At 67.9% G+C, this 24,976-nt stretch carries 20 protein-coding genes and 1 pseudogene; 7 read left to right on the forward strand and 14 right to left on the reverse strand.

Features of this window, described 5'->3' with window-relative positions; translation table 11 throughout:
* From B4U45_RS12035 to B4U45_RS12045, 3 genes and pseudogenes are all read left to right on the forward strand, one after another.
* Window positions 1–642 (forward strand): annotated as a pseudogene (locus B4U45_RS12035) (PE family protein); the annotation flags it as partial.
* 124 nt (window positions 643–766) lie between these two features.
* A complete protein-coding gene (locus tag B4U45_RS12040; RefSeq protein ID WP_075548935.1) occupies window positions 767–1,804 on the forward strand; it encodes a PAS domain-containing protein in 1,038 nt (345 codons plus the stop codon).
* Between the two features lie 175 nt (window positions 1,805–1,979).
* Window positions 1,980–3,623 carry a PE family protein gene (locus B4U45_RS12045; RefSeq protein WP_219859407.1) on the forward strand — a complete coding sequence of 548 codons (1,644 nt, stop codon included), beginning with the start codon at window positions 1,980–1,982 and terminating at the stop codon, window positions 3,621–3,623.
* A 29-nt stretch (window positions 3,624–3,652) separates the two neighbouring features.
* On the opposite strand, the gene B4U45_RS12050 is transcribed toward B4U45_RS12045, so the two are convergent.
* The 7 genes from B4U45_RS12050 to ssd all read right to left on the reverse strand — a co-directional run bounded on the left by B4U45_RS12050 (window position 3,653) and on the right by ssd (window position 8,116).
* Window positions 3,653–3,964 (reverse strand): Rv3654c family TadE-like protein, encoded by a 312-nt coding sequence (locus B4U45_RS12050; protein WP_075547862.1) that lies wholly within the window; start codon window positions 3,962–3,964, stop codon window positions 3,653–3,655.
* Between the two features lie 16 nt (window positions 3,965–3,980).
* A complete protein-coding gene (locus B4U45_RS29240; protein WP_099225693.1) occupies window positions 3,981–4,229 on the reverse strand; it encodes a TadE family type IV pilus minor pilin in 249 nt (82 codons plus the stop codon).
* Between the two features lie 74 nt (window positions 4,230–4,303).
* Window positions 4,304–4,483 carry a DUF4244 domain-containing protein gene (locus B4U45_RS12055; protein WP_075547891.1) on the reverse strand — a complete coding sequence of 60 codons (180 nt, stop codon included), beginning with the start codon at window positions 4,481–4,483 and terminating at the stop codon, window positions 4,304–4,306.
* A 45-nt stretch (window positions 4,484–4,528) separates the two neighbouring features.
* Window positions 4,529–5,119: a type II secretion system F family protein gene (locus B4U45_RS12060; RefSeq protein WP_075547861.1), complete on the reverse strand. Its 591-nt coding sequence runs from the start codon at window positions 5,117–5,119 to the stop codon at window positions 4,529–4,531.
* Window positions 5,116–5,913 (reverse strand): type II secretion system F family protein, encoded by a 798-nt coding sequence (locus tag B4U45_RS12065; RefSeq protein ID WP_075547860.1) that lies wholly within the window; start codon window positions 5,911–5,913, stop codon window positions 5,116–5,118. The genes B4U45_RS12060 and B4U45_RS12065 overlap by 4 nt, the downstream gene beginning before the upstream one ends.
* Complete coding sequence (locus tag B4U45_RS12070; RefSeq protein ID WP_075547859.1) at window positions 5,910–7,076, reverse strand: TadA family conjugal transfer-associated ATPase; 1,167 nt, start codon at window positions 7,074–7,076, stop codon at window positions 5,910–5,912. The genes B4U45_RS12065 and B4U45_RS12070 overlap by 4 nt, the downstream gene beginning before the upstream one ends.
* Window positions 7,073–8,116, reverse strand: coding sequence for a septum site-determining protein Ssd (gene ssd, locus B4U45_RS12075; RefSeq protein ID WP_122526514.1), 1,044 nt, complete (start codon window positions 8,114–8,116; stop codon window positions 7,073–7,075). Before ssd ends, B4U45_RS12070 begins: the two co-directional genes overlap by 4 nt.
* 482 nt (window positions 8,117–8,598) lie before the next feature.
* Between ssd and B4U45_RS12080 the strand changes: the two genes are divergently transcribed.
* On the forward strand, window positions 8,599–9,456 hold the full coding sequence (locus B4U45_RS12080; RefSeq protein ID WP_075547890.1) for an HAD-IB family hydrolase: 858 nt from the start codon (window positions 8,599–8,601) through the stop codon (window positions 9,454–9,456).
* A 486-nt stretch (window positions 9,457–9,942) separates the two neighbouring features.
* On the opposite strand, the gene B4U45_RS12085 is transcribed toward B4U45_RS12080, so the two are convergent.
* From B4U45_RS12085 to B4U45_RS12105, 5 genes are read right to left on the reverse strand one after another with little or no spacing between them, the layout of a single operon-like run.
* The gene (locus tag B4U45_RS12085) at window positions 9,943–10,701 is read right to left on the reverse strand and encodes an oxidoreductase (RefSeq protein WP_083156030.1); all 759 of its coding nucleotides are present in this window, start codon (window positions 10,699–10,701) and stop codon (window positions 9,943–9,945) included.
* An 11-nt stretch (window positions 10,702–10,712) separates the two neighbouring features.
* Window positions 10,713–12,350, reverse strand: a complete 1,638-nt coding sequence (locus tag B4U45_RS12090; protein ID WP_075547856.1) for a dipeptide ABC transporter ATP-binding protein — start codon at window positions 12,348–12,350, stop codon at window positions 10,713–10,715.
* Window positions 12,347–13,237: an ABC transporter permease gene (locus tag B4U45_RS12095; protein WP_371687271.1), complete on the reverse strand. Its 891-nt coding sequence runs from the start codon at window positions 13,235–13,237 to the stop codon at window positions 12,347–12,349. Before B4U45_RS12095 ends, B4U45_RS12090 begins: the two co-directional genes overlap by 4 nt.
* Window positions 13,203–14,129, reverse strand: a complete 927-nt coding sequence (locus tag B4U45_RS12100; protein WP_099224247.1) for an ABC transporter permease — start codon at window positions 14,127–14,129, stop codon at window positions 13,203–13,205. The genes B4U45_RS12095 and B4U45_RS12100 overlap by 35 nt, the downstream gene beginning before the upstream one ends.
* 1 nt (window position 14,130) lies before the next feature.
* Window positions 14,131–15,750, reverse strand: a complete 1,620-nt coding sequence (locus B4U45_RS12105; protein WP_075547853.1) for a peptide ABC transporter substrate-binding protein — start codon at window positions 15,748–15,750, stop codon at window positions 14,131–14,133.
* A gap of 143 nt (window positions 15,751–15,893) precedes the next feature.
* Between B4U45_RS12105 and B4U45_RS12110 the strand changes: the two genes are divergently transcribed.
* The 3 genes from B4U45_RS12110 (at window position 15,894) to acs (ending at window position 18,921) form a co-directional block, all read left to right on the forward strand.
* Window positions 15,894–16,328, forward strand: a complete 435-nt coding sequence (locus B4U45_RS12110; RefSeq protein WP_075547852.1) for a hypothetical protein — start codon at window positions 15,894–15,896, stop codon at window positions 16,326–16,328.
* A 98-nt stretch (window positions 16,329–16,426) separates the two neighbouring features.
* Entirely contained in the window at window positions 16,427–16,915 is a 489-nt protein-coding gene (locus tag B4U45_RS12115) for a DUF4232 domain-containing protein (protein ID WP_082275486.1), read from the forward strand.
* Between the two features lie 59 nt (window positions 16,916–16,974).
* Window positions 16,975–18,921, forward strand: coding sequence for an acetate--CoA ligase (gene acs / locus B4U45_RS12120; RefSeq protein WP_075547851.1), 1,947 nt, complete (start codon window positions 16,975–16,977; stop codon window positions 18,919–18,921).
* Window positions 18,922–18,964: 43 nt separating this feature from the next.
* Here the strand turns inward: acs and B4U45_RS12125 are convergent, their stop codons facing one another.
* Both B4U45_RS12125 and B4U45_RS12130 read right to left on the reverse strand, forming a co-directional pair.
* Window positions 18,965–23,434, reverse strand: a complete 4,470-nt coding sequence (locus B4U45_RS12125; protein ID WP_075547850.1) for a non-ribosomal peptide synthetase — start codon at window positions 23,432–23,434, stop codon at window positions 18,965–18,967.
* A 729-nt stretch (window positions 23,435–24,163) separates the two neighbouring features.
* Window positions 24,164–24,862, reverse strand: coding sequence for a chymotrypsin family serine protease (locus B4U45_RS12130; protein WP_075547849.1), 699 nt, complete (start codon window positions 24,860–24,862; stop codon window positions 24,164–24,166).
* Window positions 24,863–24,976 lie beyond the last annotated feature (114 nt).

Below are 24,976 nucleotides of genomic sequence, written 5' to 3' on the forward strand. Positions count from 1 at the left end.
GGCAATGGCGGCGTCGGCGGTACCGGCGGGTTGGGCGACACCGGCGGTACCGGTGGGGTCGGCGGAACCGGCGGTCTGTTCGCTACCGGCGGAGCCGGCGGCGCCGGCGGTGGCGGCCCCAACGGCGGGACCGGCGGGGCCGGTGGCACCGCCCTGTTGGTCGGCAACGGCGGCGCCGGCGGCACCGGCGGCACCACCCCGGACATCGCCAACGGCGGGAACGGTGGTGCCGGCGGTAACGCGGGCATGTTTGCCGGCAACGGCGGGGCGGGCGGCGACGCCGGCGCGACCATCGGCGGCACAGTCGGCGCGAACGGCGGCAACGGCGGCAACGCCGGCATGCTCTACGGCAGCGGCGGCGACGGCGGCAACGGCAGCGTCAGCGCCACCGACGACGGCGGTAACGGCGGTAACGGCGGTAGCGCCGGCCTGGTCGGCAACGGTGGCAATGGCGGGGCAGGCGCCGATAGCGAGTTCGACGGCGGCGACGGCGGCAACGGCGGCAACGCGCAGCTGATCGGAAACGGCGGCAATGGTGGCAATGGCGGCGCCACCGTGGGGGTCGGCAGTAACGGCACCGGCGGCAAGGCCGGCACCGGCGGAACACTGATCGGCCTGGACGGACTGAACGGACTGCCCTGAACGGCGCCGGGCGCCTGGCCACGACCCATCTTTGGCGCACGTATCTGCCGTCGCCGCAACAAGATTCCGGTGATCAGCGGCTACCCGCCGCGATACTTGGATGCGCGGTCAGTAGACTGCGCCTATGACCCACGACTGGCTGCTCGTGGAAACGCTGGGGGACGAACCGGCCGTCGTCGCCCAGGGGCGTCAGCTCAAGAACCTGGTTCCGATCACCACGTTCCTGCGCCGCAGTCCCCATCTCGCGGCCGTCCGCACGGCGATCGCCGAGTCGCTGCAGACCGGTCAGAGCCTCAGCAGCATTACCCCCAAGAGCGATCGTGTCATCTGCACCGAACCCGTTGTGATGTCGGACGGCCGGGTGCACGGCGTGCAGGTGTGGATCGGTCCCGCCGACGCGGAACCACCGGAGCGGCCTATCCCGGGCCCGCTGAAGTGGGACCTGACCCTGGGGGTGGCCACCGACACCCGCGAGTCGCTGCTCAACAGCGGCAAGAATCCCGACGTCGAGGTCACCTACGGAAGGGCTTTCGCCGAGGACTTGCCGTCGCGCGAACTCAGTCCGAACGAAACCCGGGTGCTGGCTATGGTGGTCAAGCCTGAGCCTGGCCAAACACTGTGCAGCACTTGGGATCTCACCGATTGGCAAGGAAACCCGATCAGGTTGGGTTTCACCGCGCGCAGCGCGCTGGAGCCGGGGTCGGACGGCCGGCACCACCTGGTCGCACGAGCGATCAACTGGCGGGCCGAACTCAAAGGCCCGCTGGTGCCGGTCGACGACCTGGCGCAGAAGATTCTCGACGGACTCGCGCAGGCCGGGGTCCACCGGGCGCTGGTCGACCTGAACACCTGGACCCTGTTGAAGTGGCTCGACGAGCCGTGCCCGTTCTACGACTGGCGGGCCAACGAGCCCGACAAGCCGCGCGTGCATCCCGACGACCAGGAGCTCATCACCGCGATGACAATGGAATTCGCTAACGGAGCCACCAGCGGCGTGCTGCGGCTTCCCGGCAACGACACCGATTGGGTGCCGGTGCACGTCACGGTCAACCGGATAGAACTGGAGCCGGAAACCTTCGCCGGACTGATCTCATTGCGGTTGCCCACCGCCGCCGAACTCGCCGACGCCGGATCGCCGACGGCCGTGCGCAACTCGACCTGACCGTCACGAAGGTGTTGGCGATCCGGCCTGCACGAGCCCCGGACCGCCGAAACGGCAGCCAGGTTCGACTTCTTATTGACAAACGGGACAACGTCTTTCGTTCTGGACGTCAAAACCATCCGGCCGCGGTCCGGGCCCGATACCCTACGTTTCGGAACTTCAAGGAAGGCACGGAATGTCGTTGGTGAATGCGGCTCCGGAGACGCTCGCGGCGGCCGCGGCCGAGATGTCGCATCTCGGTTCGTCGCTGTGCGCCGCGAACGCCGCCGCAGCGGCCCGGACCACTGGGTTGCTGGCCGCAGCCGAGGACGAGGTGTCAGTTGCCGTCGCCGCATTATTCGGATCGCACGGCGAGACCTATCAGGTGCTGAGCGCACAAGCGGCGAAGTTCCATAGCCAATTTGCCCAAACCTTGGCGGCCGCCGCGGCATCATATGCCGGCGCGGAAGCCGATGCCGGTCAGAGTCTGTTGAATATCGTCAACTCGCCTGCCCAGGCGCTGTGGGGGCGCCCGCTGTTCGGCAACGGTATCAACGGGGCGCCCGGTACCGGCCAAGACGGCGGACCCGGCGGGTTGTTGATCGGCAACGGCGGCTCCGGTGGCTCCGGCGCGCCCGGCCAGAACGGCGGTAACGGCGGGGCAGCCGGGCTGTTCGGCGTCGGCGGCGCCGGTGGCGTCGGCGGCTTCGGGCTGCCGGGTGGCAACGGAGGGGCGGGCGGAGCCGGCGGGTTGTTCGGCAACGGCGGCGACGGCGGGACCGGCGGGGGCTCATTGGACGGCAACGGCGGCGCCGGCGGAGCGGGAGGTGCGGCCGGATTGCTCGGCTCGGGTGGCAGGGGCGGCGTGGGCGGTGTGAGCGCTCACCACATCGCCGGTGCCGGCGGTAGCGGTGGCAGCGGCGGGTTGCTCGGCGCAGGCGGCGCCGGCGGTGACGGCGGGCAGGCCGACGATGCCGTCGGTGGCGCGGGTGGGGCCGGCGGAGACGGCGGGACGTTGTGCGGGTCCGGCGGCGCGGGCGGCAAGGGCGGCAACGGCGGTCAGGACGGGGGCGTCGGCGGGGCGGGCGGCGCCGCCGGTCTTTTCGGCAGTGGCGGCTTTGGCGGCGGCGGCGGAACCGGCCTGGTCAGGGACGGCGGCGTCGGCGGTGCCGGCGGCGCCGGCGGCCTCTTCGGCGACGGCGGCTTTGGCGGGGACGGCGGGACCGGCGGCACCAACGGTGCGGCCGGTGGGACCGGCGGTTCAGCGGGTCTGTTCTACGGCGCCGGTGGGGCCGGCGGTGACGGCGGCAACGGACAACCCGCCACCGGTGGGGACGGCGGGGCCGGCGGTACGGCGGGGCTGTTCGGGGCCGGTGGTCGAGGCGGTGACGGTGGAGTCGGTCACAACACGGGCGGAGTCGGTGGGGCCGGTGGGGTCGGCCTGCTCTGGGGCAGCGGCGGCGACGGCGGCGACGGCGGCGCGGCCGGCCTCAGCGGCGGCGCGGGTGGATCCGGCGGCAAGGCCGGCATCCTGTTCGGCAACGGCGGCGGCGGCGGAACCGGCGGGTTTGGCGGCTTCAGCGTTGCGGGCCACGGCGGGGCCGGCGGGCTCGGCGGCAACGCCGGGCTGATCGGCAACGGCGGAAACGGTGGGGCTGGCGGGATTACCTCGGCCGCGGGCAGCACCGGCGGCAATGGCGGCGACGGGGGTGACGCCCGGCTGATCGGCAACGGCGGCAACGGCGGCAACGCCGGGACGGGCACCCAGATGGGCCTTGCCGGCACCGGCGGCGCCGGCGGCGAACTGTTCGGCGCCAACGGCATTGACGGCTTGACGTAGCGGTCCAACAGGCTGCGCCCCACCGCGACTCATTTGCTGCCGATCGGCCCCGCCCGCGCGGCGGCCCGGGCCACGCCGGCGAAAGCCACCGGAACCTCGACGGTGATCACCACATCGAGGTCCCGTACCGCACAGGCGGCGTCGCCCACCCCCATCGCCTGCGCCACGGCCGTTGCCCGTGCGCAGGCTGCGGGGCCACCATCCGGTAACCGCGCGGCCGCCGCCAGCGCGGCCAGATCGGCGGCCGCCTGCGCACGATGCCGCGCCACGGCCACCGAGCCCAGATAGGCGCCCGCCCCGGCGACCCACAGCAGCGCGCCCACCATCGCGACCGCGAGCACGGTGGCCGAGCCACCATCATCGCGGCTCCGCAGCCGCCACCGCCTTAGCCGCAATATCCAAGGTAGGCAATAGCTTTGACCGAGCGACAACCGACGCGACAAGGAATTCGCCGTCTCGGCGCACCTCGATACGCGCCGCCGGCGGAGCGATTCGCCGGGCAACATCGACAGCCGAATGTTGATCCCCGCGCGCGGCCAGTCGAGCGGCCTCACGGGCGGCGTCGATACAACGCAACTGCATCGACACCGCCGTGAGACCGGCCATGCACAGCACCAGCACCACGACCAAGGTGGCGATGGCCAGAGCCGCCTCGACGGTGCTCGATCCGGCACTCGACGCTAAGCCTTGGTGCTCAGCGCGCGGCCGATGATGTGGTTCAGCGCCGACACCACCGAGTCGCCGGTGACAACGGTGTAGAGGATCGCGCCGAATGCCGCCGCGGCGATGGTCCCGATGGCGTACTCGACGGTGGACATGCCGGACTCGTCGGTCACCAGCATCGCCATGCGTGCCGTCATCACCTGAAATATGTTGGCCACCAATGCATTCCTTTCGTTGCGACTTCACATCAGACCCGAGTCAAGTACTTTTCCGGCCAACCCGGCCACCACCGGGACAAGGCCAAGACATACGAAAGCCGGCAGAAAGCACAGTCCCAGCGGACCGGCGATCAGCACCCCGGCTTGTTGGGCGCCGGCGGTGGCCGCGTGCGCGGCGTCCTGGCGGGACTGCGCGGCCAGTGCGGCGACGCCGTCGGCCAGCGCGGCGCCCGAGGACGCCGAGCGCCGCGCCAGCCGCAACAGCGCATCGAGATGCGCATCGGCGGCGCCGGGTGGCAGGTCCGGCGGTAGCGACCAGGCGATCGACGGGTCGGCCCCTAACGTCAACAAGTCGGCGGCGCGGGATAACTGCTGCGCCAGTCGCGGGGGCGCCGAGGGGGCCGTCGCGGCCGCGGCAGCGGACACCGCCATGCCCGCGGCCAGGCACACCGCCAGCACGTCCAGGCTGGACGAGAAGGCCAGCGGATCCCGGTCTTGCGCCGGCCGCGGCCGCATCCGAGGCGCGCGAGACGGCGTCCCGGCGCGGGCCCGAACCACCGTCGGGCCCACTCCGGCCAACAACGCCGCGGCCAGCAACACTGCCGCGGTACTCATGGCGCCACCCGATCGGTGATCCGGTCCGACCACAACAGTCCCGCGCAGACCAGCGCAACACCAACCACCAATAGCCATCCGCCCGCGTGCCCGTTCAGCAGGAAGCTCAACGGTCGCGCCCCGATCAGCTGACCGAGCAACACCCCGAGCAGGGGCAGGCCGGACAGAATGTTCGCGGTTGCGCGCGCGCCGGCCAGCCCCGATGCCACGCTTGCCGAAAAACGTTGCCGCTCAACAATGTCGCGTTGGGCAGCTCGCATCAAGGTGGCGATGGCCAGGCCGTGATCGCTGGCAAGTTGCCAGTATCCGGCGAGTCGCTCCCAGTGGCTGGGCAGAGCTGACATCCCGGCAGCCGCGCGCAAGCCGCCCGTGACGTCTGCACCCAGTCGGGCCCGCGCCGCCACGGCGCGCATGGATGCGGCAACCGCACCCTCGGTTTCGTCGGCGGCGGTGCCGAACGCCCGCACCGGATGGATGCCCACCCGCAATTCGCCGACCAACACATCCAGAGCTGCTTCCAGCGACTTCGCTTCCCCGATGGCGCGCCGACGGCGACGGTGACGACGGTAACGCAGGGTCGCCGTGAGGCCCACCACCGCGACGGCCAGGACGGTCGTCAACGGCAACGCCACGACGGCGCCTACAAGGACACCGCCGCCGACCCAGAGAACCCACCGTGCTCGCAGCGGACCTTGTCGACGGAAGGAACGACAGATAAGCCACCGCCGCGGCGGCGACGGCGCGACCACAAGCGCCGAAGCCAACGTCAGCGACGCCACCGCGAGGCCGTTCATGCTGCCATCCGGCTTTGTAGCAAGCTGCGCAAATCGGCTGCGCCGTCGGCCAATCCGCATTCGGCATGCCATGCCGGCATCGCCTGGACCAGGCCGCTGTCGGTTCGGCGCAGTAGGGCGATCTCAGTCAGCCGGCGTCGACCCGCCTGATCGCGCGTGACGTGCAGCAGTACCTGGACCGCGGCGGCCAGCTGGCTATGCAACGTCGCACGGTCCAGGCCGCCGAGCGCGCCCAAGGCCTCCAACCGGGCGGGAACCTCACCGGGGTTGTTGGCATGCACGGTGCCCGCGCCTCCGTCGTGGCCGGTGTTCAAGGCGGCCAGCAGGTCCACCACCTCGGCTCCCCTGACCTCGCCGACGACGATGCGGTCGGGCCGCATCCGAAGTGCCTGCCGGACGAGTTGGCGCATCGTGACCTCACCGGCGCCTTCGACGTTCGCGCATCGGGCGACGAGCTTGACCAGGTGCGGATGCCGGGGAGCCAGCTCGGCGGCGTCTTCGACGCAGACGATTCGCTCGGCGCCGGAGACGGCGCCCAGCATGGCAGCCAGCAGGGTTGTTTTTCCGGCGCCGGTGCCCCCGGACACCAGGAAAGCCAGGCGAGCGGCGATGATCTGGGTGACCAGGTCGGCGGCCTGCGGTGCTATCGCGCCCGCGGCGGCCAGCGCCGTCAGATCTTGCGTGGTGGGCCGCAGCACCCGCAGTGACAAGCAGGTGCCCTCGACCGCCACGGGCGGCAGCACCGCGTGCAGGCGTACCGTCAACCCGGCGGCGCCGATCCCGCTCAGCTGCCCGTCCACCCATGGTTGCGCGTCGTCGAGGCGGCGACCCGCGGCCAGCGCCAGCCGTTGCGCCAATCGCCGCACCGCCGCCTCGTCGCTGAACCGAATCTCACTGCGCCGCAGACCGTTTCCATCGTCAACCCACACTGCGTCAGGCGCCGTGACCAGGACGTCGGTGGTGCCGTCGGCGCATAGCAGGGGCTCGAGAATGCCGGCACCGGTCAGTTCGGTCTGCAGCACTCGAAGGTTGGCGAGCACCTCGGTGTCACCGAGCATCCCGCCGGATTCGGCGCGGATCGCCGCGGCGACCACGTTGGGACGCAGCGGTGCGGACTCGGTAGCCAGCCGCTCGCGGACCCGTTCGATCAACGATCCGGTCACGCGGCCCTGCCATTCAGCCCGCCCTGCGGATGTCCCAACGCCGCCAGGACCCTCCGGGCCGCCGCGGCCAGCGCCGATCGCCGTCGCAATCGAAGGCCACCGTGTTCCAATTGCCCGGCGAGGCGCGGCTGAGCTCTCATCGACGCCAGCAGGGGGACGCCGGCGATGTCGGCGACCTCCGCTGCTCGCAATCCCCCGGGTGACGGCCCGCGCACGACCAGCCCCAGGTTGGGGTTGATCGCGGTCAGCACCGGAACGATCGCGGCGGTGGCCGCGCAGGCCCGGACATCGCTGGGGCAGACGAGGACGACGAGGTCGGCGGAGTCCAATGCGGCGTGGCTCGCGTCGGTCATCCGCCGGGGCAGGTCGCAGACCACGGTGACTCCGCCGCGCCGGCCGGCGTCGACGACCGCTTCCACCGGCGCGGCGTCCAACTCGCAACCGCGGCGGGTGCCCGAAAGCATGCTGATCCCCCGATGTCTCGGCAAGGCCTCAGATACGGCCGACCAATGCAGCCGGCCACCCTGCAAGGCCAGGTCGGGCCACCGCACGCCGGGTGCTGATTCGCCGCCGACCAGCAGGTCGATGCCACCTCCCCACGGATCGAGGTCCATCAGCAGCGCCTGGGCGGCACTGTGGGCCAGGGCGACCGCGAACAGCGATGCCCCGGCACCCCCACGGCCTCCGATGACGGCGACGACTTTCCCGCGGATGCCCTCGTCGCGCGCCGATGCGGCGGCGTCGGCGAGTTCGCGGATTAGTTCGTGTTCGTGCTCGGGCATCCGCAGCACCCGCTCGGCGCCGACGGCGATGGCCACCGTCCAGGTCGCCGTGACAGGTTCGTCGCCGGTCAGCACCCAGACATGGGAACGCCGCGGCAGGGCAATCCGGCCACAACGCTCGGCCGCCGCTTCGTCGAGCACCACTGCGGCCGCTGCGGACCAGGTCTTTCTGGTCACCGATCCGCTGTGGACAACCCGCACACCCACGGCTGCGGCGATCCGGTCCAACTCGTCGCGCAGTTCACCGGCGGTCAACATCGCCAACACTCCGGGACCAAGGGATTGGGTCACTCCCCCACCCTGCGGGGCCGCCGGTGTTGGACACCAGTCCCGCAGCGCAATCTGTGGATAGGGACGCGGCTGTGCATAATCACGCCGGCCGCCCGCTCACATCGGATGCGGACCGGAGGCTTCGCGAAGGTCTCCGCAACGTCTATCGAGCCGGGCTCGATGCCGCGTCCCGCAGATTTGCCCCAGAAAAGGGACGACCCCCGCCAGGGGGGGAGGAGGCGGAGGTCGTCGTGCTTCAGCCCCGGGGGGTCGGGCTGATGCACCCTCGGCTCAGGGCCGAGTAATGCTTACTATACACATGCCAGATGGCATTCACGCAAGTAATTGCACAAGCGAAAAAATACGGCCTGAGCCGTGTAAACGTGGCGCACAAAGCGACAACATTTGTTGTCATGGAGCCCTTCGGACACAAGATCACGGCGTGCCGGGCGCCAACCTATGCTGGATTGGTGACCGTACCCGACCCGGCCGCCCCGCAGCAAACCTCACCCCGGTCAGCCGACGCGCCGCCCGCAGAGGTGCGCACCGCCGCTTTCTTCGACCTGGACAAGACCATCATCGCCAAGTCCAGCACACTGGCGTTCAGCAAACCCTTCTTCGCGCAGGGGCTGCTGAACCGCCGCGCCGTGCTCAAGTCCAGCTACGCGCAGTTCATCTTCCTGCTCTCCGGCGCCGACCACGACCAGATGGACCGGATGCGTGTCCACATGACCAACATGTGCACCGGGTGGGACGTGGAACAGGTGAAGTCGATCGTCAACGAGACGCTGCACGACATCGTCACTCCCCTGGTCTTCGCCGAAGCCGCCGACCTCATCGCCGCCCACAAGCTGTGCGGCCGTGACGTCGTGGTGGTCTCCGCCTCGGGTGAGGAAATCGTGGCGCCGATCGCCCGCGCGCTGGGGGCCACTCACGCGATGGCCACCCGGATGGTGGTGCAAGACGGTAAGTACACCGGTGAGGTCGCGTTCTACTGCTACGGCGCGGGCAAGGTGCAGGCGATCCGCGAGCTGGCCTCCCGCGAGGGCTACCCGCTGGAACACTGTTACGCCTACTCCGACTCGATCACCGACCTGCCGATGCTCGAGGCCGTGGGCCACCCCTCGGTGGTCAACCCCGATCGCGGCTTACGAAAACTCGCCGTCGACCGCGGTTGGCAGGTGTTGTCCTTCTCCCGGCCGGTCTCCCTGCGCGACCGGATCCCGGCCCCGTCGGGCGCGGCGATCGCCACCACTGCCGCGGTGGGAGTCAGTGCACTGGCCGCCGGAGCAGTCAGCTACGCGCTGCTGCGCCGCTTCGCTTTTTAACCTCCGCGACCATGCGGCACTGGTGTCCCAGTGTCACCAATCGTCTCGATAGCAAACACCTTGGGCCACAATCAAAAGTTGTCACAGAATTTTCACGCAATTAGGCCTTGCTGTGGTCAGGGTCTAGTAGTACAAATGGAGTCACGGAAGCCCGGTGAGGCCAAGGTCGATCCGGAAGAGAAGGTTCGTTCTCCCGACCCGGGCGCCCAGCACGGTTCCCGGCACCCACGCGGAGTCATAGCCGCGATAATGGCAGAAGTGTTGCGGGCCTGCGTAATTGCGAAGTGCAGATGGTAGCGACGGTCCTTTGGGTGGGGCTGCAGCCGGAAGTGTCGCAAAAGCGCCGAGGCCAACCCACGCAGCCCCGAAATGCACGCTTGGTAACCGAGAACCGTGTTGGCGGGCGGCGATTCGAATCCTTCGGTCGCCGCCCGCTTCGCATTTCTGCGAATAATTCGCTTTTGTAGTCCTGTGTAGTCCCGCCAGCTATCTGCGCGGCAATGCCTCGGCGATCGATAGTGCCTCGTGCGCCCCGGCCGTCAGCGCCCGGCAACACAGCACAAGCCAGGCCGCCACACCGTCGGGCTTGCCGTCGGCGAATCTGCGCGCGGAGTCACGGTAGCTCGCGGGTTGCCGCATCCAACTCACCTCCGGCACCCCGAGTCCGTGCGGGTCCAGTCCCGTGGCGATCGTCACCAGCCGCGACACCGCGCGCGCCACCACGCCATCGGCATGGCCAAAGGGCTTGAGCGTCAACAGTTCTCCGTGTGCGACTGCGGCGACCACCGGTGCCGACGCCTGCGTCGGACGAGTCATCAGTTCGGCGAGCAACTCCAGCCGACGACCGATCCCGGCCTCGGCCCGTGGACGACCCAACGTGTCGTCGTGGACCAGGCCGGCGGCCGCCAACGTGTGCAGGCGGGCCAGTGCCTGCAGCGGCGCCTTCTGCCACACACCGACCAGCTGGCCCCCGCCGCCCTCCAGCGCCTGTGCCACCCGCAGCGCTCCCCCGAACACGGGGTCGCCGGCGGCACCGGCCTCGGCCAGGTCGTCCAGCCGGGCCGGACTCCCGTCGAGCACCGAGGAAGCCCGCGCCGCCCGCAGCGCCGCCTCGGCGGCGGTGACCGGCCACCCCCGCAGGTTGGCCCGGTGCCGGTGGGCGCGGCCCAACGCCGCGCGGGCGCGGTCGCTGGCGTCGGCGACGCCGGGCAACTCCATCAACGCAGCCAGCGGGTCACCCGTCACAGGTTCCCAACCTAACGGGACGCCGCCGTGGCCCCGGGAATGGCCTCCAGCAACTGCCGGGTGTATTCGTGGCGTGGCCGGGCGAAGACCTCGTCGGTGGTGGCGTGCTCGACCACCCGGCCGGCGCGCATCACCAGCACGTCGTCAGAGATCTGCCGGATGACGGCCAGATCGTGACTGATGAATAGGTAGCTCAAGCCCAGGCCCGCCTGCAGCTCGGCCAGCAGATCCAGGATCTGGGCCTGTACCAGCACGTCGAGCGCCGATACGGCCTCGTCGCACACCAGCACCTCGGGCCGCAGCGCCAACGCCCGGGCGATCGCGACCCGTTGGCGTTGACCGCCGGACAGTTCCCGGGGCAGCCGGTCCAGCACCGACGACGGCAGCGCCACCTGGTCGAGCAACTCGCGCACCGCCTGGCGGCGTTCGCTGCGGTCCCCGACCCGATGGATACGCAACGGTTCCTCGATGCAGCGAAACGCCGAATACCGGGGATCCAGGCTGCTGTAGGGGTTTTGGAACACCGGCTGCACCCGCCGGCGAAATGCGAATGCGCGGGCCCGGTCCAGCCCGTCGATGTCCTCGCCGTCGAAGACCACCGTGCCCGACGTCGGCTGCAGCAGACCGAGCACCATGCGCGCCAGGGTGGATTTGCCGGATCCGGATTCGCCGACGACTGCCAACGTGCTTCCCCGCCGCAGCCGAAACGACACCGAGTCGACGGCACGGAACTCCGTACGCCGCCAGGGCACACCCCGCACCTGGGGGTAGGTCTTGGTCAGCTCCGAGACGACGACGATGTCATCGGCTGGCCCGGGCGGCTGCGGCCGGCTCAGTGCCGCACGGTTGGGTGCCGGCCGTCGCGCCGTCAGCGACGGAGCGGCGGCCACCAACCGCCGGGTGTACTCGTGCTGCGGGTTGCGCAGAATACCCTGTGCCGCACCGGATTCCGCTACCACCCCGCGGTTGATGACCACCACGGACTCGGCCCGCTCGGCCGCCAGCGCCAGATCATGAGTGATCAGCAGCAGCGCGGTGCCCAGTTCGTCGGTGAGCCGCTGCAGATGGTCGAGGACCTGACGCTGCACGGTCACGTCGAGCGCCGACGTCGGCTCGTCGGCGATCAGCAGCCGCGGCCGCCCGGCCAGCCCGATGGCGATCAAGGCCCGCTGACACATGCCGCCGGACAATTGGTGTGAATAGCGCTGGGCGTTGCTACCCGGATCCGGCATGCCGGCCTCGCCGAGCAGCTGCACCGCCCGCCGTCGGGCATCGCGACCGGAGGTGTTGGCCCGCAACGCCTCCCGGACCTGGAAGCCGACCTTCCAGACCGGGTTGAGATTGGTCATCGGATCCTGGGGCACGTAGCCGATCTCCCGGCCGCGGATCGCGCGCATCAGCCGCCGGTCGGACGCCGTGAGCTCGCGCCCGTCGAAGACGATGCGGCCGGCCGTGATTCGCCCACCGGGCGCCAGCAGGCCCAGGATCGCCGCGGCCAGGGTGGACTTGCCCGATCCCGATTCGCCCACCACCGCCACGGTTTGACCGCGAAGGACCGTCAGGTCGATACCGCGCAGCGCCGGCTCGTCCGCGCCGAACCTGACGTCCAAGCACTCGACCGACAACAACGGCGGCGCGCCGGCGCTCATGCCCGCCACGCTCGCGAGGCCGGGTCCAGGGCGTCCCGCAGCGCGTCGCCCATCATCATGAAAGCCAGCACCGTCATCCCCAGCGCGCCGGCCGGATAGAACAGGATCGGCGAGCCCGCCCGCAGCCGCATCTGCGCGACATTGATGTCGCTGCCCCACGACACCACCGACGGCGGCAGTCCGACCCCAAGATAGGACAGTGTGGCCTCGGTGACGATGAAGATGCCCAGCGCGACGGTGGCCACCGCGATTACCGGACCGACGGCATTGGGCAGCGCGTGCCGAAGCAGGGTCTGAAACCGGCTCAGCCCCAATGCTTTAGCCGCGAGCACGTAGTCGCTGCCGCGTACCTCGAGCACCGAACCCCGCGCCACTCTGGCGATCTGGGGCCAACCGAACAGCGCCAGGATGGCGATCACCGTCCAGACCGTGCGGTGGTGCATGACCTGCATGAGCACGATCGCGGCCAGCAGCAACGGTAATCCGAAGAACACGTCGGTGATCCGCGAGATCACCGCGTCCAGCCAGCCGCCGTAGAAGCCGGCCAGCGCACCCAGCGCGGTGCCCACGACGAACACCGCGAAGGTCGCGCCTAGTCCCACCATCACCGATGCCCGCGCTCCGTAGACGGTGCGCGCGTAGATGTCGTGGCCTTGCAGATCGGTGCCGAACCAGTGCGCGGCCGACGGCGCGAGCATGCTCTGACCGGGATCGGCGTAGGTCGGGTCGGCGCCGGTGAACAGACCCGGAAACGCCGCAACGACGAGAATGAGCAGGATCAGGGCGGCGGCGACGACGAACTTCGGCCGCCGGCGCAGCCGGCGCCAGCTGTCGAGCCAAAACCGGCCGGGCTCAGCCATATCGGATCCGCGGGTCCAAGGCGGCATACAGCAGGTCGACCACCAGATTGGTGATCAGATAGATGACCACCAGCACCGTCACGATCGCCACCACCGTCGGGGCTTCCTGTCGGGTGACCGCCTGATACAGCACGCCGCCCACACCGTGGATGTTGAAGATGCCTTCGGTCACAATGGCTCCGCCCATCAGCGCACCCAGATCCGCGCCAAGAAACGTCACCACCGGGATCAAAGAGTTGCGCAGGATGTGCACCGCCACCACCCGTGGCCGCGACAACCCTTTGGCGGTGGCGGTGCGAACGTAATCCGCGTGGGCATTGGCCGCGACCGCCGAACGGGTCAGCCGCACCACATAGGCGAAAGACACCGCACCCAACACGATCCCGGGCAACAACAGCCGGCCCAACGTCGCCCGCCCCCCCACCGTCACCGGCGCCAGCCCCAGCTTCACGCCGAACAGGAACTGCGCGAGAAAGCCGAGCACGAATATCGGGACCGCGATGATGATGAGCCCGGTGATCAGCACCGAGGCGTCGAACAGCCCGCCCTGGCGTAGACCCGCGATCACGCCGAAGCCGATACCCAGCACCGCCTCCACCACCAGCGCGATCAACGCCAGTCTGATGGTGACCGGAAAGGCATGCGCCAGAACGGAACTGACGGGCAGACCGGAATAGGCGCGGCCCAGATCGCCGCGCAGCACACCGCCCAGGTAGCGCAGGTACTGCACCAGGAACGCGTCGTCGAGGTGATAGCGGGCGCGCAGCTGCGCGGCCACGGCGGGAGTCAGCGGCCGGTCTCCGGCCATCGCGGCCAGCGGGTCGCCCGGCAACAGGAACACCATGGCGTAGATCAGCAGCGTCGCGCCGAGGAACACCGGCACCATCGCCGCGATCCGCCGCACCAGGTACCAACCCATGTCAGGCCTTGACGATGTTCTCGTAGTCGGGCAGACCGTTCCAGGTCACGTGGACATTGCTCACCTCGGTCGACCATCCGACGACGGCGATATTGTCCCACAACGGAACAACGGGCATGTCGTGGAACAGGATTCGCTGCGCGTCGTTGACCAGCAAGTCGGCCTCACGCAGGGTGGGCGCGGCTTCGGCTCTGGCCAGCGCCGCGTCGAATTCCCGGCTGGAGTAGCCGACGTCATTGGAGCCGGCGCCGGTGGTGTACAGCGGCGCGAGAAACTCGATCATCGAGGGATAGTCCCCTTGCCAGCCGGCGCGGAATGCGGAGTTGATGGTGCGGTTGGTGATCTGGGTGCGGAAACCCGCGAACGTTGGCTGCGGCGCGCCGACGGCATCGATGCCCAACACGTTCTTGACGCTGTTGGCCACCGCGTCGACCCACTCCTGGTGGCCGCTGTCGGCGTTGTAGGCGATGGCGTATTGGCCGCTCCACGGCGACATTGCGTCGGCCTGGGCCCAAAGCTGACGGGCCCGTTCGGGGTTGAAGTCCAGCGCGTCGCTACCGGGTATGTTCGGGTCGAACCCCGGCAGTGAGCGGGCGGTGAAATCGCGGGCGGGGCTGCGGGTTCCGTTGAAGATCTGCTGACAGATCTGCGGACGGTTGATGGCCGCCGACAACGCCAACCGGCGCAGCCGGCCCTCTTCACCACCGAAGTGCGGTAGCCGCAGCGGGGTGTCCAGAGACTGGTTGACCGCCACCGGCCCGCTGGTCGCGTGGTCACCGAGGTCACGCCGGTAGATGGTGAGGGCGCTCGACGGAATCGTGTCCAGCACATCAAGATTGCCGGACAACAGGTCCGAATAGGCGGTGTCGAGGTTGGCGTAGAACTCGAACCGCAAACCCTTGTTTCGCGGTTGCCGGTTGCCGTGATAACCGGGGTTGGGCACCAGATCGATCTTGACGTTGTGTTCCCACGCCGGACCGTCGGCACCGTTGTCCAACTTGTAGGGGCCGTTGCCTATCGGATTGCGGCCGAACGCCGCCATGTCACGAAATGCGGTGTCGGGCAGCGGATAGAACGAGCTGTGGCCCAGGCGCAACACGAAGTCGACGGTCGGCGCCTTGAGCCGCACGCTGAACTCGAGGTCGTTGAACACCCGCAACCCGGACATGGTGGTCCGCTGCGCGTCGCCGGCGGCCACCTCGTCGTATCCCTCGATCGGGCTGAAAAACTGCTGCTGCAGTTGGGCGTTGGCGGCCAGGGCGCCGTAATTCCAGGCGTCGACGAACGAGTGGGCCGTCACCGGTGAGCCGTCGCTGAACTTCCAGCCGGGTTTGAGGACGATTCGGTAGTTGACGTTGTCGGTGGTTTCGATGGACTGGGCCACCTCCGGTGACGGCTTGCCGGTGGCGTCGTAGGACACCAGGCCGGCGAACAGCCGATCGAGGATGCGCCCGCCGTTGCTGTCGTTGGTGCCGGTCGGGATCAGCGGGTTGGGCGGCTCCCCGCCGTTGACCAACACCACATCGGGGCTCAGCAGGCCGCCGCCGCACGCCGTCACACCGGCTGCCACCAGCAGCACGGAGGCTACTGTGGCCAGCCAGGCCAGCGCGGCGCGCACCATGACAGCGACCCTAAAGCGTGCGGCCCCGCCAATCATGCGGGGCCCGGACGCCGCGGTGGCGCGCGTCGGCAAGCCGGCAGTGCCCTTCGGGTTTGACGTCCAATGCGCGCCGGGACGAGCCCCGACATCCTAGAATCCCGCGGATGACCGTCACATCTCTCGCCGCGCACGGGGGCGCCTTTCAGGCGGCGTATTTGACGGTGGCGCTCGTGGTTCCCACGGTGGGATGGATTGTGCTGATCGTCGGGCTGAAGCAACGCTCGCGCGGTCGTCCGCGACCCGGTGTCCCACGACCACCCCAACCGCCAAACCGGGGCAGATCGCCGGGCACCACGCTGATCGTCATCGGCACGGTGCTGCTGACGTTGGGTGTGCTGGCGATCTTCGGACGCCTGGCCAGTGCCGGTCCGAGAACGTCCGAGGGATCCCGCGGTGCGGAATTCGATTCGGGCACCGGGGTTCTCGCCTCCCCGATGGCCGGTGAGCCGACCACTGACGATGGTCGGCACGCGACGCGGCGGGCGGGCGGGCCACCGAATCTCGTGATTTGCGGTAATCGAGGTGTCTTTCCCGGATAATCACCGTCGTGCATGCACCCCAGGGGCGCCCGGCGCGGCGATGTGCCCGCCGAATGATCGCCACCTTCGCGATGGCCGCAACAAGTTGGGCCGCGACCATGCCGGGCCCCGCCGCATGGGCCGCGCCGGTTGACAGCAACGACGAACCGACGCCGTGCCGGGCGGAGCGCATCGCCGTGACCACCTCCCCGGGCCAGGCCGCTGTGGGCCACCGCGCGCTGAACCTGATATTCAGCCTTGCCGGCGGCGCGGTGCCGTGCACGCTGACCGGCTACCCCGGCGTCGACTCGGGCGCCGGCGGGCCCCTCATTCATGCCCAGCCCACGCTGCGTGGGTACATGGGCGGCTTGCCAGCCGGTGTCACGGTGCCGCCCACGGTCACCGTGTCGCTGTCGCACCAGGCGCAGAGCATCGTGGAGAGTATCGCCGTCGACGCCGGCGGGAGCCAATGCCCCACCTACACCGACCTGCTCGTCAACCCTCCCGACACCCCGGTGGTGCTCACCGTGCCGGCCACCATCGGTGCCTGCCAATTGCAGGTGCACCCCATCACCGAGGCAGCACCGCAACCCGGTGAGTCGGCTTAGCCCTAGCCGGACAGCCTCGGCCGGTCCGGCCGCATTCGCGCAGCGCTAGGCTCGACAGAGTGACCGAGACCGAAGTCCCGTCCGCCTACCCACCGCCGCAACACTTCGTCGACCAGGCGAACGCCCGCGAGGACTTGTACCGCCAGGCCGAGCAAGACCGCCTGGGCTTTTGGGCCAAACAGGCCGGCCTGCTGTCCTGGGCGACCCCGTTCACCGAGGTGCTGGACTGGTCGGACGCGCCGTTCGCCAAGTGGTTCGTCGGCGGCAAACTCAACGTCGCCTACAACTGCCTGGACCGCCACGTCGAAGCCGGCGACGGTGACCGGGTCGCCATCCACTGGGAGGGCGAACCCACCGATCACCGCCGCTCCCTGACGTATTCGGATCTGCTGACCCAGGTGTGCAAGACGGCCAACGCGCTCACCGGCCTCGGCCTGGTCGCCGGCGACCGGGTCGCCATCTACATGCCGCTGGTCCCCGAGGCCGTGATCGCCATGCTGGCCTGCGCTCGGCTGGGCATCATGCACACCGTCGTCTTCGGCGGTTTCACCGCACACGCACTGCGCGCCCGGATCGCCGATGCCCAAGCCAAGGTGCTGATCACCACCGACGGACAGTACCGGCGCGGCAAGCCGATGCCGCTCAAGGACGCCGCCGACGAGGCGGTCAACGACCCCGACAGCCCGGTCGAACACGTTGTGGTGGTGCGGCGCACCGGAATTGACGTGTCCTGGAACGACGATCGCGACCTGTGGTGGCACGACATCGTCGACCCGGCCGCAGCCGAACACCCGCCGGAAGCGTTCGACTCCGAGCAGCCGCTATTCCTGCTCTACACGTCGGGCACCACCGGCAAACCCAAAGGCATCCTGCATACCAGCGGCGGCTATCTGACCCAGAGCTGCTACACGATGCACACTATTTTCGACGTCAAGCCGCAAACCGACGTGTTCTGGTGCACCGCCGACATCGGCTGGGTCACCGGCCACACCTACGGCGTCTACGGACCGCTGTCCGCCGGGGTCACCGAGGTGCTCTACGAGGGCACCCCCAACACACCCGACGAGCACCGGCACTTCCAGATCATCGAAAGATACGGTGTCACAATCTATTACACCGCTCCGACACTGATCCGGACGTTCATGAAATGGGGCCGCGAGATCCCGGACTCGCACGACCTGTCAAGCCTGCGGCTGCTCGGGTCGGTCGGCGAACCGATCAACCCCGAGGCGTGGCGCTGGTACCGCGAAGTGATCGGCGCCGGGCGCACACCGGTCGTGGACACCTGGTGGCAGACCGAGACCGGCTCGTCGATGATCTCGCCGCTTCCCGGTGTCGCCGCGGCCAAGCCCGGGTCGGCGATGACGCCGCTGCCCGGCATCTCGGCCAAGATCGTCGATGACCACGGCGACCCGCTGGGCCCGGACACCGACGGCGACGAGCACGTCACCGGTTATCTCGTGTTGGACCAGCCGTGGCCGTCGATGCTGCGCGGCATCTGGGGTGACCCCGCGCGCTACCACTACGCCTACTGGTCGAAATTCGCCGACAAGGGCTATTACTTCGCCGGGGACGGCGCGCGCATCGATCCCGACGGCGCGATCTGGATTCTGGGCCGCATCGACGACGTGATGAACGTGTCCGGGCACCGCATCTCCACCGCCGAGGTGGAATCGGCGCTCGTCGGTCATTCCGGGGTGGCCGAGGCGGCCGTGGTCGGGGTTACCGACGAGACCACCACCCAGGCCATCTGCGCGTTCGTCGTGCTCCGGGCCAACTACCAACCGCACGACGGGACCGTCGAAGAATTGCGCTCCGAAGTGGCCCGGGAGATCTCGCCGATCGCCCGGCCCCGCGAGGTCCATGTGGTGCCGGAGCTCCCCAAGACCCGCAGTGGCAAGATCATGCGCCGGCTGCTGCGCGACGTCGCCGAAAACCGGGAACTGGGTGACACGTCGACGCTGTTGGATCCCGGTGTGTTCGAAGCGATCCGGGCCGCGAAATAGCCGTCACGTTCGACGCGCTCCGGACCACCAAGCCGCCGCGGTATTAACGGGATGCGAGATCGAGTTCGGTGATTGACGACAACGGCCGCTGTGGGTGGGCCGTCACCAACGTCAACAGCATTTCCAACTGCTCGATGACGGTTTCGATAACCGCGGGGCTGAAGGCGGCGGTGCGATATTCAACCACCCCGCTGATCCCGGCGGGCTCACCGGTATCGGTGAATTGTTCGGTAAGCGACAACAGGAAATTCATTCGCGCGGTTTTCGTGTGCACCGAAACGGGGGTGACGTCCAACTCGCCCAATACCAGCTCGGCGGGCTTGTTGTTCTGCCACGCCAGCACGACGTGAGTCAGCCCCCCCGGGGGTGCCGAGCGAGCGGCGTTGATCCGCTCGACGAGAACTCCATAGGGCATGTCCTGATGGTCGAACGCTTCCAGGCCGCGGGTGCGCACCTGGTCCAGCAAATGTGCGAAGTCGAGGTCACCGGTCACCTCGGTGCGCAGCAACATGATGTTGACGAAAATGCCGACCAAATCATCGAGCCTCGGGTGGCCGCGGCCGGCGACCACGATGCCCATCACGATGTCGTCGCGACCGGTGAGCAGGGCCAGCAGGGCGGTCAAGCCCGCCTGGACGACCATGAAGCTGGTGGCGCGGTGCTCGCGGGCCACTTGGGTGATCTGGCGGTGCAATGCGGCCGGCCACTGCACAGCGACCGTGTCGCCGCGGTTGTCGTGCGAAGTGGCGCCGGGGTGGCCCGGCGACAAGTCGAGAGGCGGGGGCATGCCCGCAAGCGCCTTCGCCCAGTAGCGGAGGTCCGCGGCGATCCTGCTGTCGGGATCCTGCGGATCACCCAGGTATGCGCGTTGCCACAGGGCGAAATCGATGTATTGGATGGGCAACGGTTCCCAGGAGGGGATCTGCCCGGCGCATCGACTGCGATAGGCCAGGCCGAGATCGGCAGTCAGCGGGGCCAGCGACCAGCCGTCAGCGGCGATGTGGTGCAGCACGAGAACCAACACGTGCTGGTCGTCGGCCACGCGATACAACCGGGTTCGCAGCGGCATCTCGGCGGCGATGTCAAAGTGGTGGCGGGCTTGAGCGGCGACAACGTCGCGGAGCCGATCGGGCGTCCACGCGGTGGCATCGACGACTTCCCAGCACAAGCGCGCGTGCTCGACCGGCAATACGACTTGATGCGGTATGCCGTCTACGGCCGGATAAACGGTGCGCAAGGGTTCGTGACGACTCACCACGTCGGCCAAGGCTTGTCGCAACGCCTCCGCGTTGAGCGGGCCATGCAACTCGGACACCCAGGGGATGTTGAACACGGCCGACGGGCCCTGCGACTGGATGACGGTCCACATGCGGTGCTGGGCAAGGGATAACGGCACCTTCTCGGGCCGCTCAACCGCCGCCAGAGGCAGCGACGCAGCCGATCCGGCCCTGATATGCGGCGTCAGTTCGGCGACGGTCGGGGCATCGAACAACACCCGCACGGACAGGTCCGCGCCCACAGTGGTGTTGACTGCTGCCACCACTCGCATCGCCAACAGCGAATCACCGCCCAGGTCGAAGAATGATTGGTCGGCGCCGACGCGTTCCATGCCGAGGACCCCCGCATAGATTCCGGCCACGATTTCGGCCACCGGTGTCGTCGGCGCCTGGTATCGGTCAGCGGTGTAGTCCGGAATGGGCAGCGCGGCAACGTCGAGTTTCCCGTTGACTGTCACCGGCAACTGCCCGAGCGTCACGATGGCTGCCGGAACCATGTAATGGGGCAGGCGGTCTTTCAGCCCGGCGCGGACCACGTTCGGGTCGGCAGCGCCGGTGATGTACCCCACCAGCCGTTTCTCGCCGACACGATCTTCGCGTGCGATGACGACCGCATGCTCCACTCCGGGTGACTGCGCTAGCACAGTGGCGATCTCGGCAGGCTCGATGCGATAGCCGCGGATCTTCACCTGTTCGTCGGAGCGACCCTTGTAGTGCAGTTGACCATCGGCGCCCCAACAAGCCAGATCGCCGGTGCGGTACATACGAATTCCCGTCGCTGCCGTCCCGCCGAACGGGCACGCCACAAACCGTGACGCCGTCAACCCGGGGCGTCGCCAATAACCAAGCCCCACTTGGCTTCCCGCAACGTATATTTCCCCCACCACCCCGGTGGGCACTTGCCGTAACCACGGGTCCAATACAAACAGCGCGGTCCCCGGCAGCGGCCGTCCGATGGGCGCCACCCCGGAACCGGCAGTCAGTGGTGTGCTGATGGAGACACAGACGCCGGATTCGGTTGGGCCGTAGGCATTGACCATCACCCGGTCGGGCGCCCAGCGGTCCACCACTTCGGCGGTGCACGGTTCACCGCCAACCACGAGTGTTGTACCGCTCAGCCCATCCGTCGACAAGGCCGCGACGGCTGAGGGCGTCTGGGTCAGTACGGTAACATTTTCCGCCACCAGCAGAGCGTGAAAATCGTTGGGGGATATGGTTACGTCTTCACCTACCACCAGCAGGCGCCCGCCGTGTAACAGTGCGCTCCAGACTTCCCATACGGAAAAATCGAAAGCATAGGAATGGCATTGCGTCACCGTGGGTTCGGCTTGGGCGCTGAGTGGTGCCGAGGTGACGAGCTGGACGATGTTGCGATGGGTGATCGCCACCCCTTTGGGCGTCCCCGTGGTGCCGGAAGTGTAAAGCACATAGGCGATTTCGTCAGCGTCGGGCGCTGGCGGGGTGTCGGCGGCGGCGATAGCGGGGGCGTCGACGTCGATGAGCGCAACGTCGTGGCCGTCCACGAGCGCGGTCAGGTCACCAGTGGTCAGAACGGCCAGTGGTGCGGTGTCCCCGAGCAGGAAAGCGATGCGGGAGCGGGGGTGATCCGGGTCGATCGGCAGGTAGGCGGCTCCCACTTTGAGGACCGCCAGGATTGCCACGATGGCGCGGCCGCTGCGTGGCAACAGCACCGCCACCACATCACCGGGGCCTATTCCGCGGTCGGCTAACCGGGACGCAAGTCGGTTGCTGGCCGTGTCGAGTTGCCGGTAGGTCAATACACAGTCCGCGGATGTCACGGCGACGGCATCAGCTGTCCGCGCCGCTTGGGCGGCGAACAACGCCGGGATCGAGGGACTGGGAGCAGCCGGGATTGTCAGCGCAGCACGATTGCTCCAGGCATGAATGTGGCGGTCCGCGCATTGGTCGAGCAGGTCTATCGATGACAACCGCCGTCCCGGGTCGGCGGTGATGAAGGTGAAAAGCCGCGCCAGTCTGGCGGCCAGAGCGGCGCCCTCGAAATCTGCCGACGGCGCGCCGGGACCTGCGGTGCTGAGAAACAGCCGGTTGTCCTCGTTCATGAAGAACAACCCGAACCGATCCCCACGGCCGAAGTTCGTATACACCAGCGAAGCCGGCGCATTGCCGAATTGCGGAACCGTCGTGGACGGAAAGAAATTCAGCGCAACTCCACGAAGCGGGCCGCTGAGAGTTTGCACCGGGAACCGTTGATGCCGAACGACCTGGCGTATCTGTGAATCCGCCTGGATGCACAGTTCGCCAACGGAAGAGGTTGGCGGTGTCGTCAACCTCAGCGGAACCACCCCGGCAACCATCCCCGGAATCGTCTTCAACCTTTCACTGGTGCGTCTGGCTACCGGGAAATCGAGCACTACCTCGGGTCCGCTGTGGTCCCAGCTCTGTACCAAGAGTCCGCACACCGCCGCGATCACCGATCGTCGGCTGACGCCTAACGTCTGCGACAGATCGTCGATTCTCTGCACGGCCTGAGCGTCCAGTGCCACCGGCGCCGACGCGAAGTAATCATCGTCCCCGTCACCGGCATCCACGTACCGATAGTTCACCGGCCCGCGGTGTGGCGGAAGGTTCTCTTTCCAAAACCGCAGGTCTTCTCGATACCTTCTGGAAGCCTCGTACGCTAATTCGGTACTGACAAGATCGCGCAGCGTGCCGAAAGAGCATTCCGGAGCCGCTAGCCCGGACACGATGGCCGAGTAGATCGTCGCAATTCGACTGACGAACATGACAGAACTAAATCCGTCAACAACGATATGATGTAGACAGACAAACAAGTAAAATTGATTCGGGCTTGTACGGAATAACGCAAATCGGAATAATGGCCCAGTCCAGGCCATGGGCTGGCGCTGCATGGACGAGGCCAGCTGGTACGTTTCCTGAACCGGGTCCCGCGAACTACTCAGGTCGAAGAACGGGACCGCGGCAGCTGGATAGTCCGCAAGCTTCTGATACACATGTCCGTCCACCTCGAAAATTCCGGCTCGCAGCGGCTCGCACTCGGCGACCGCCTGTCTGACCGCGCGCTCGATCAGGCTTGGCTCGACGACGCCACCGATCACCACGAAAAGGCTTGCCTGCCAAGGCTTTCCCGAGCCATTCGTCTCCTGCGAAAGCCATATATCAAGCTGCCCACGGGTCAGCGCGAGCGACTGCTCACCACCCGGCATGCCGTTCTGCAGGTTGGTGGACTCAGGCATTAGGTACCGGCATGTCGGGAGAATGGCGTCCGACTGCTTCGACAAATCAACGCGGGGCATGTCCAACGAAGAGCCCCGGCAATGATCCGGACCCATGCCATTTGCTTTCCACCTAGATCATCGCAACCGACATACAACACGTGTGCTCAGCACGCCCGACATCGCCGCGATAGAGTTTAGCCGCCGAACCGCTTCATTCGCATCGACGGCTCGGGCGAGCGCCGGGGGTGGGTTCCGGCTTTCTCGGGACCGGCGATGACTACGGGCTCGGCGGAGGTGCTCAGCGGCCGGGCCAAAAGCAGTCGCGGCCCTATCCATGTCCCCCGATCGGGGGACATCGCATCCCCCAGACCGTGGGGTAGACATTCCCCCTAAATTCCCCCTAATCGGCAACCATTCAGGGGATGTTCCGTTTCCCGACAACTGGCAAGCTCTTACGCCAGAGGATGGGAAGAGCCACAGACAGTTCTTCACTTTGGCTGAAGGAGAGAACCACATGGCACATGAACTGCTGTTCTGCGAAACCGAGGGCGCCTACACGGCCCCCGCGTTCCACGCCGACACTGTTATCGACTGACCTCGTCGACAAACCAGTAGGGTCTTATCCGCCTGAAGTCAGGTGGATAAGACCCTACTGTTGTTCCTGGACCCACCAAACCCGTTCGGAAGCGGCGGAATCCGAGTCACCAAATCAGCGGCGTTCAGCTCGCGAAACAGCCGCGAAATAGCTCAGCCCCCGATGGGGACGAAGTCCGAGCCCGGCCGGTTCTTGGCGTTGATGTCGGCCAGGTCCGCGTTGATCGACATCACCACCGCCGGCGTATGCAGCGGAATGTATTTGGTGACGCAGCTGGGCAGGCTCTCGCTGAAGGCTCCGTGGATCATCCCGACCAGCAGGTTGTCGACCGTGACCGGCGCCCCGGAGTCCCCGGGGCCGCCGCAGACCTGCATCACGATGCTGCCCGGGTCCTGCCCCGGACCCCAGGTGACCCCACACGAGTTGCCCGTGGATCGTCCTTGTTTGCAGGCGATCTGGCCGAACGTCGGATCGGGGCCGATGCCGTTGATCGCAAAGCCGTTGAAGTCGGCCACCGGCGTCACCTTGGCCGGATCGAACTTGATCACCGCGTAGTCGAGGGTGTCGTTGCCGGCCACCATGGTGCCCACGATGCCTTTCGCCTCCGCACCCTCGGCTGCGACGGGCGCGCCCGGACCACCGCAGTGCGCGGAGCTGAATCCGATGAGGTCGCCGTTCTTGTCGTGACCGATGGTCGTCAACGTGCACAACGTCCCCCCGTTGACGACGATGCCCGCGCCGCCGCCCAACGCAACCTTGTCGTCAGCGGCCGCGGTGCCCGCGGGAAGAAACCCAACAGCCAGGAACACGGCCACGGTCGCCGCGGTGACGCGGCGGTGCGCCGTCTGCAAAGTGGTACTCCCGTCGGTGGTTGGACATCTTCCGGACATCACCGGACATCAAGGACAGATGCGCCAGTGTAGATGATCGTCAGACTACGTCCGATGCGGTTAGTTGTGGCCGCT

The organism is Mycobacterium persicum, from assembly GCF_002086915.1.
GTDB classification, from domain to species: Bacteria; Actinomycetota; Actinomycetes; order Mycobacteriales; family Mycobacteriaceae; genus Mycobacterium; species Mycobacterium persicum.

What these genes read in the sequence shown, in the direction of transcription:
- B4U45_RS12040 (WP_075548935.1), top strand. Translation starts at nt 767, where the DNA reads ATGACCCACGACTGGCTGCTCGTGGAAACGCTGGGGGACGAACCGGCC.
- B4U45_RS12045 (WP_219859407.1), top strand. Translation starts at nt 1,980, where the DNA reads ATGTCGTTGGTGAATGCGGCTCCGGAGACGCTCGCGGCGGCCGCGGCC.
- B4U45_RS29240 (WP_099225693.1), bottom strand. Translation starts at nt 4,229, where the DNA reads ATGGCCGGTCTCACGGCGGTGTCGATGCAGTTGCGTTGTATCGACGCC.
- B4U45_RS12055 (WP_075547891.1), bottom strand. Translation starts at nt 4,483, where the DNA reads ATGACGGCACGCATGGCGATGCTGGTGACCGACGAGTCCGGCATGTCC.
- B4U45_RS12060 (WP_075547861.1), bottom strand. Translation starts at nt 5,119, where the DNA reads ATGAGTACCGCGGCAGTGTTGCTGGCCGCGGCGTTGTTGGCCGGAGTG.
- B4U45_RS12065 (WP_075547860.1), bottom strand. Translation starts at nt 5,913, where the DNA reads ATGAACGGCCTCGCGGTGGCGTCGCTGACGTTGGCTTCGGCGCTTGTG.
- ssd (WP_122526514.1), bottom strand. Translation starts at nt 8,116, where the DNA reads ATGTTGACCGCCGGTGAACTGCGCGACGAGTTGGACCGGATCGCCGCA.
- B4U45_RS12090 (WP_075547856.1), bottom strand. Translation starts at nt 12,350, where the DNA reads ATGAGCGCCGGCGCGCCGCCGTTGTTGTCGGTCGAGTGCTTGGACGTC.
- B4U45_RS12095 (WP_371687271.1), bottom strand. Translation starts at nt 13,237, where the DNA reads ATGCCGCCTTGGACCCGCGGATCCGATATGGCTGAGCCCGGCCGGTTT.
- B4U45_RS12100 (WP_099224247.1), bottom strand. Translation starts at nt 14,129, where the DNA reads ATGGGTTGGTACCTGGTGCGGCGGATCGCGGCGATGGTGCCGGTGTTC.
- B4U45_RS12105 (WP_075547853.1), bottom strand. Translation starts at nt 15,750, where the DNA reads ATGGTGCGCGCCGCGCTGGCCTGGCTGGCCACAGTAGCCTCCGTGCTG.
- B4U45_RS12110 (WP_075547852.1), top strand. Translation starts at nt 15,894, where the DNA reads ATGACCGTCACATCTCTCGCCGCGCACGGGGGCGCCTTTCAGGCGGCG.
- B4U45_RS12115 (WP_082275486.1), top strand. Translation starts at nt 16,427, where the DNA reads ATGCCGGGCCCCGCCGCATGGGCCGCGCCGGTTGACAGCAACGACGAA.
- B4U45_RS12125 (WP_075547850.1), bottom strand. Translation starts at nt 23,434, where the DNA reads ATGCCTGAGTCCACCAACCTGCAGAACGGCATGCCGGGTGGTGAGCAG.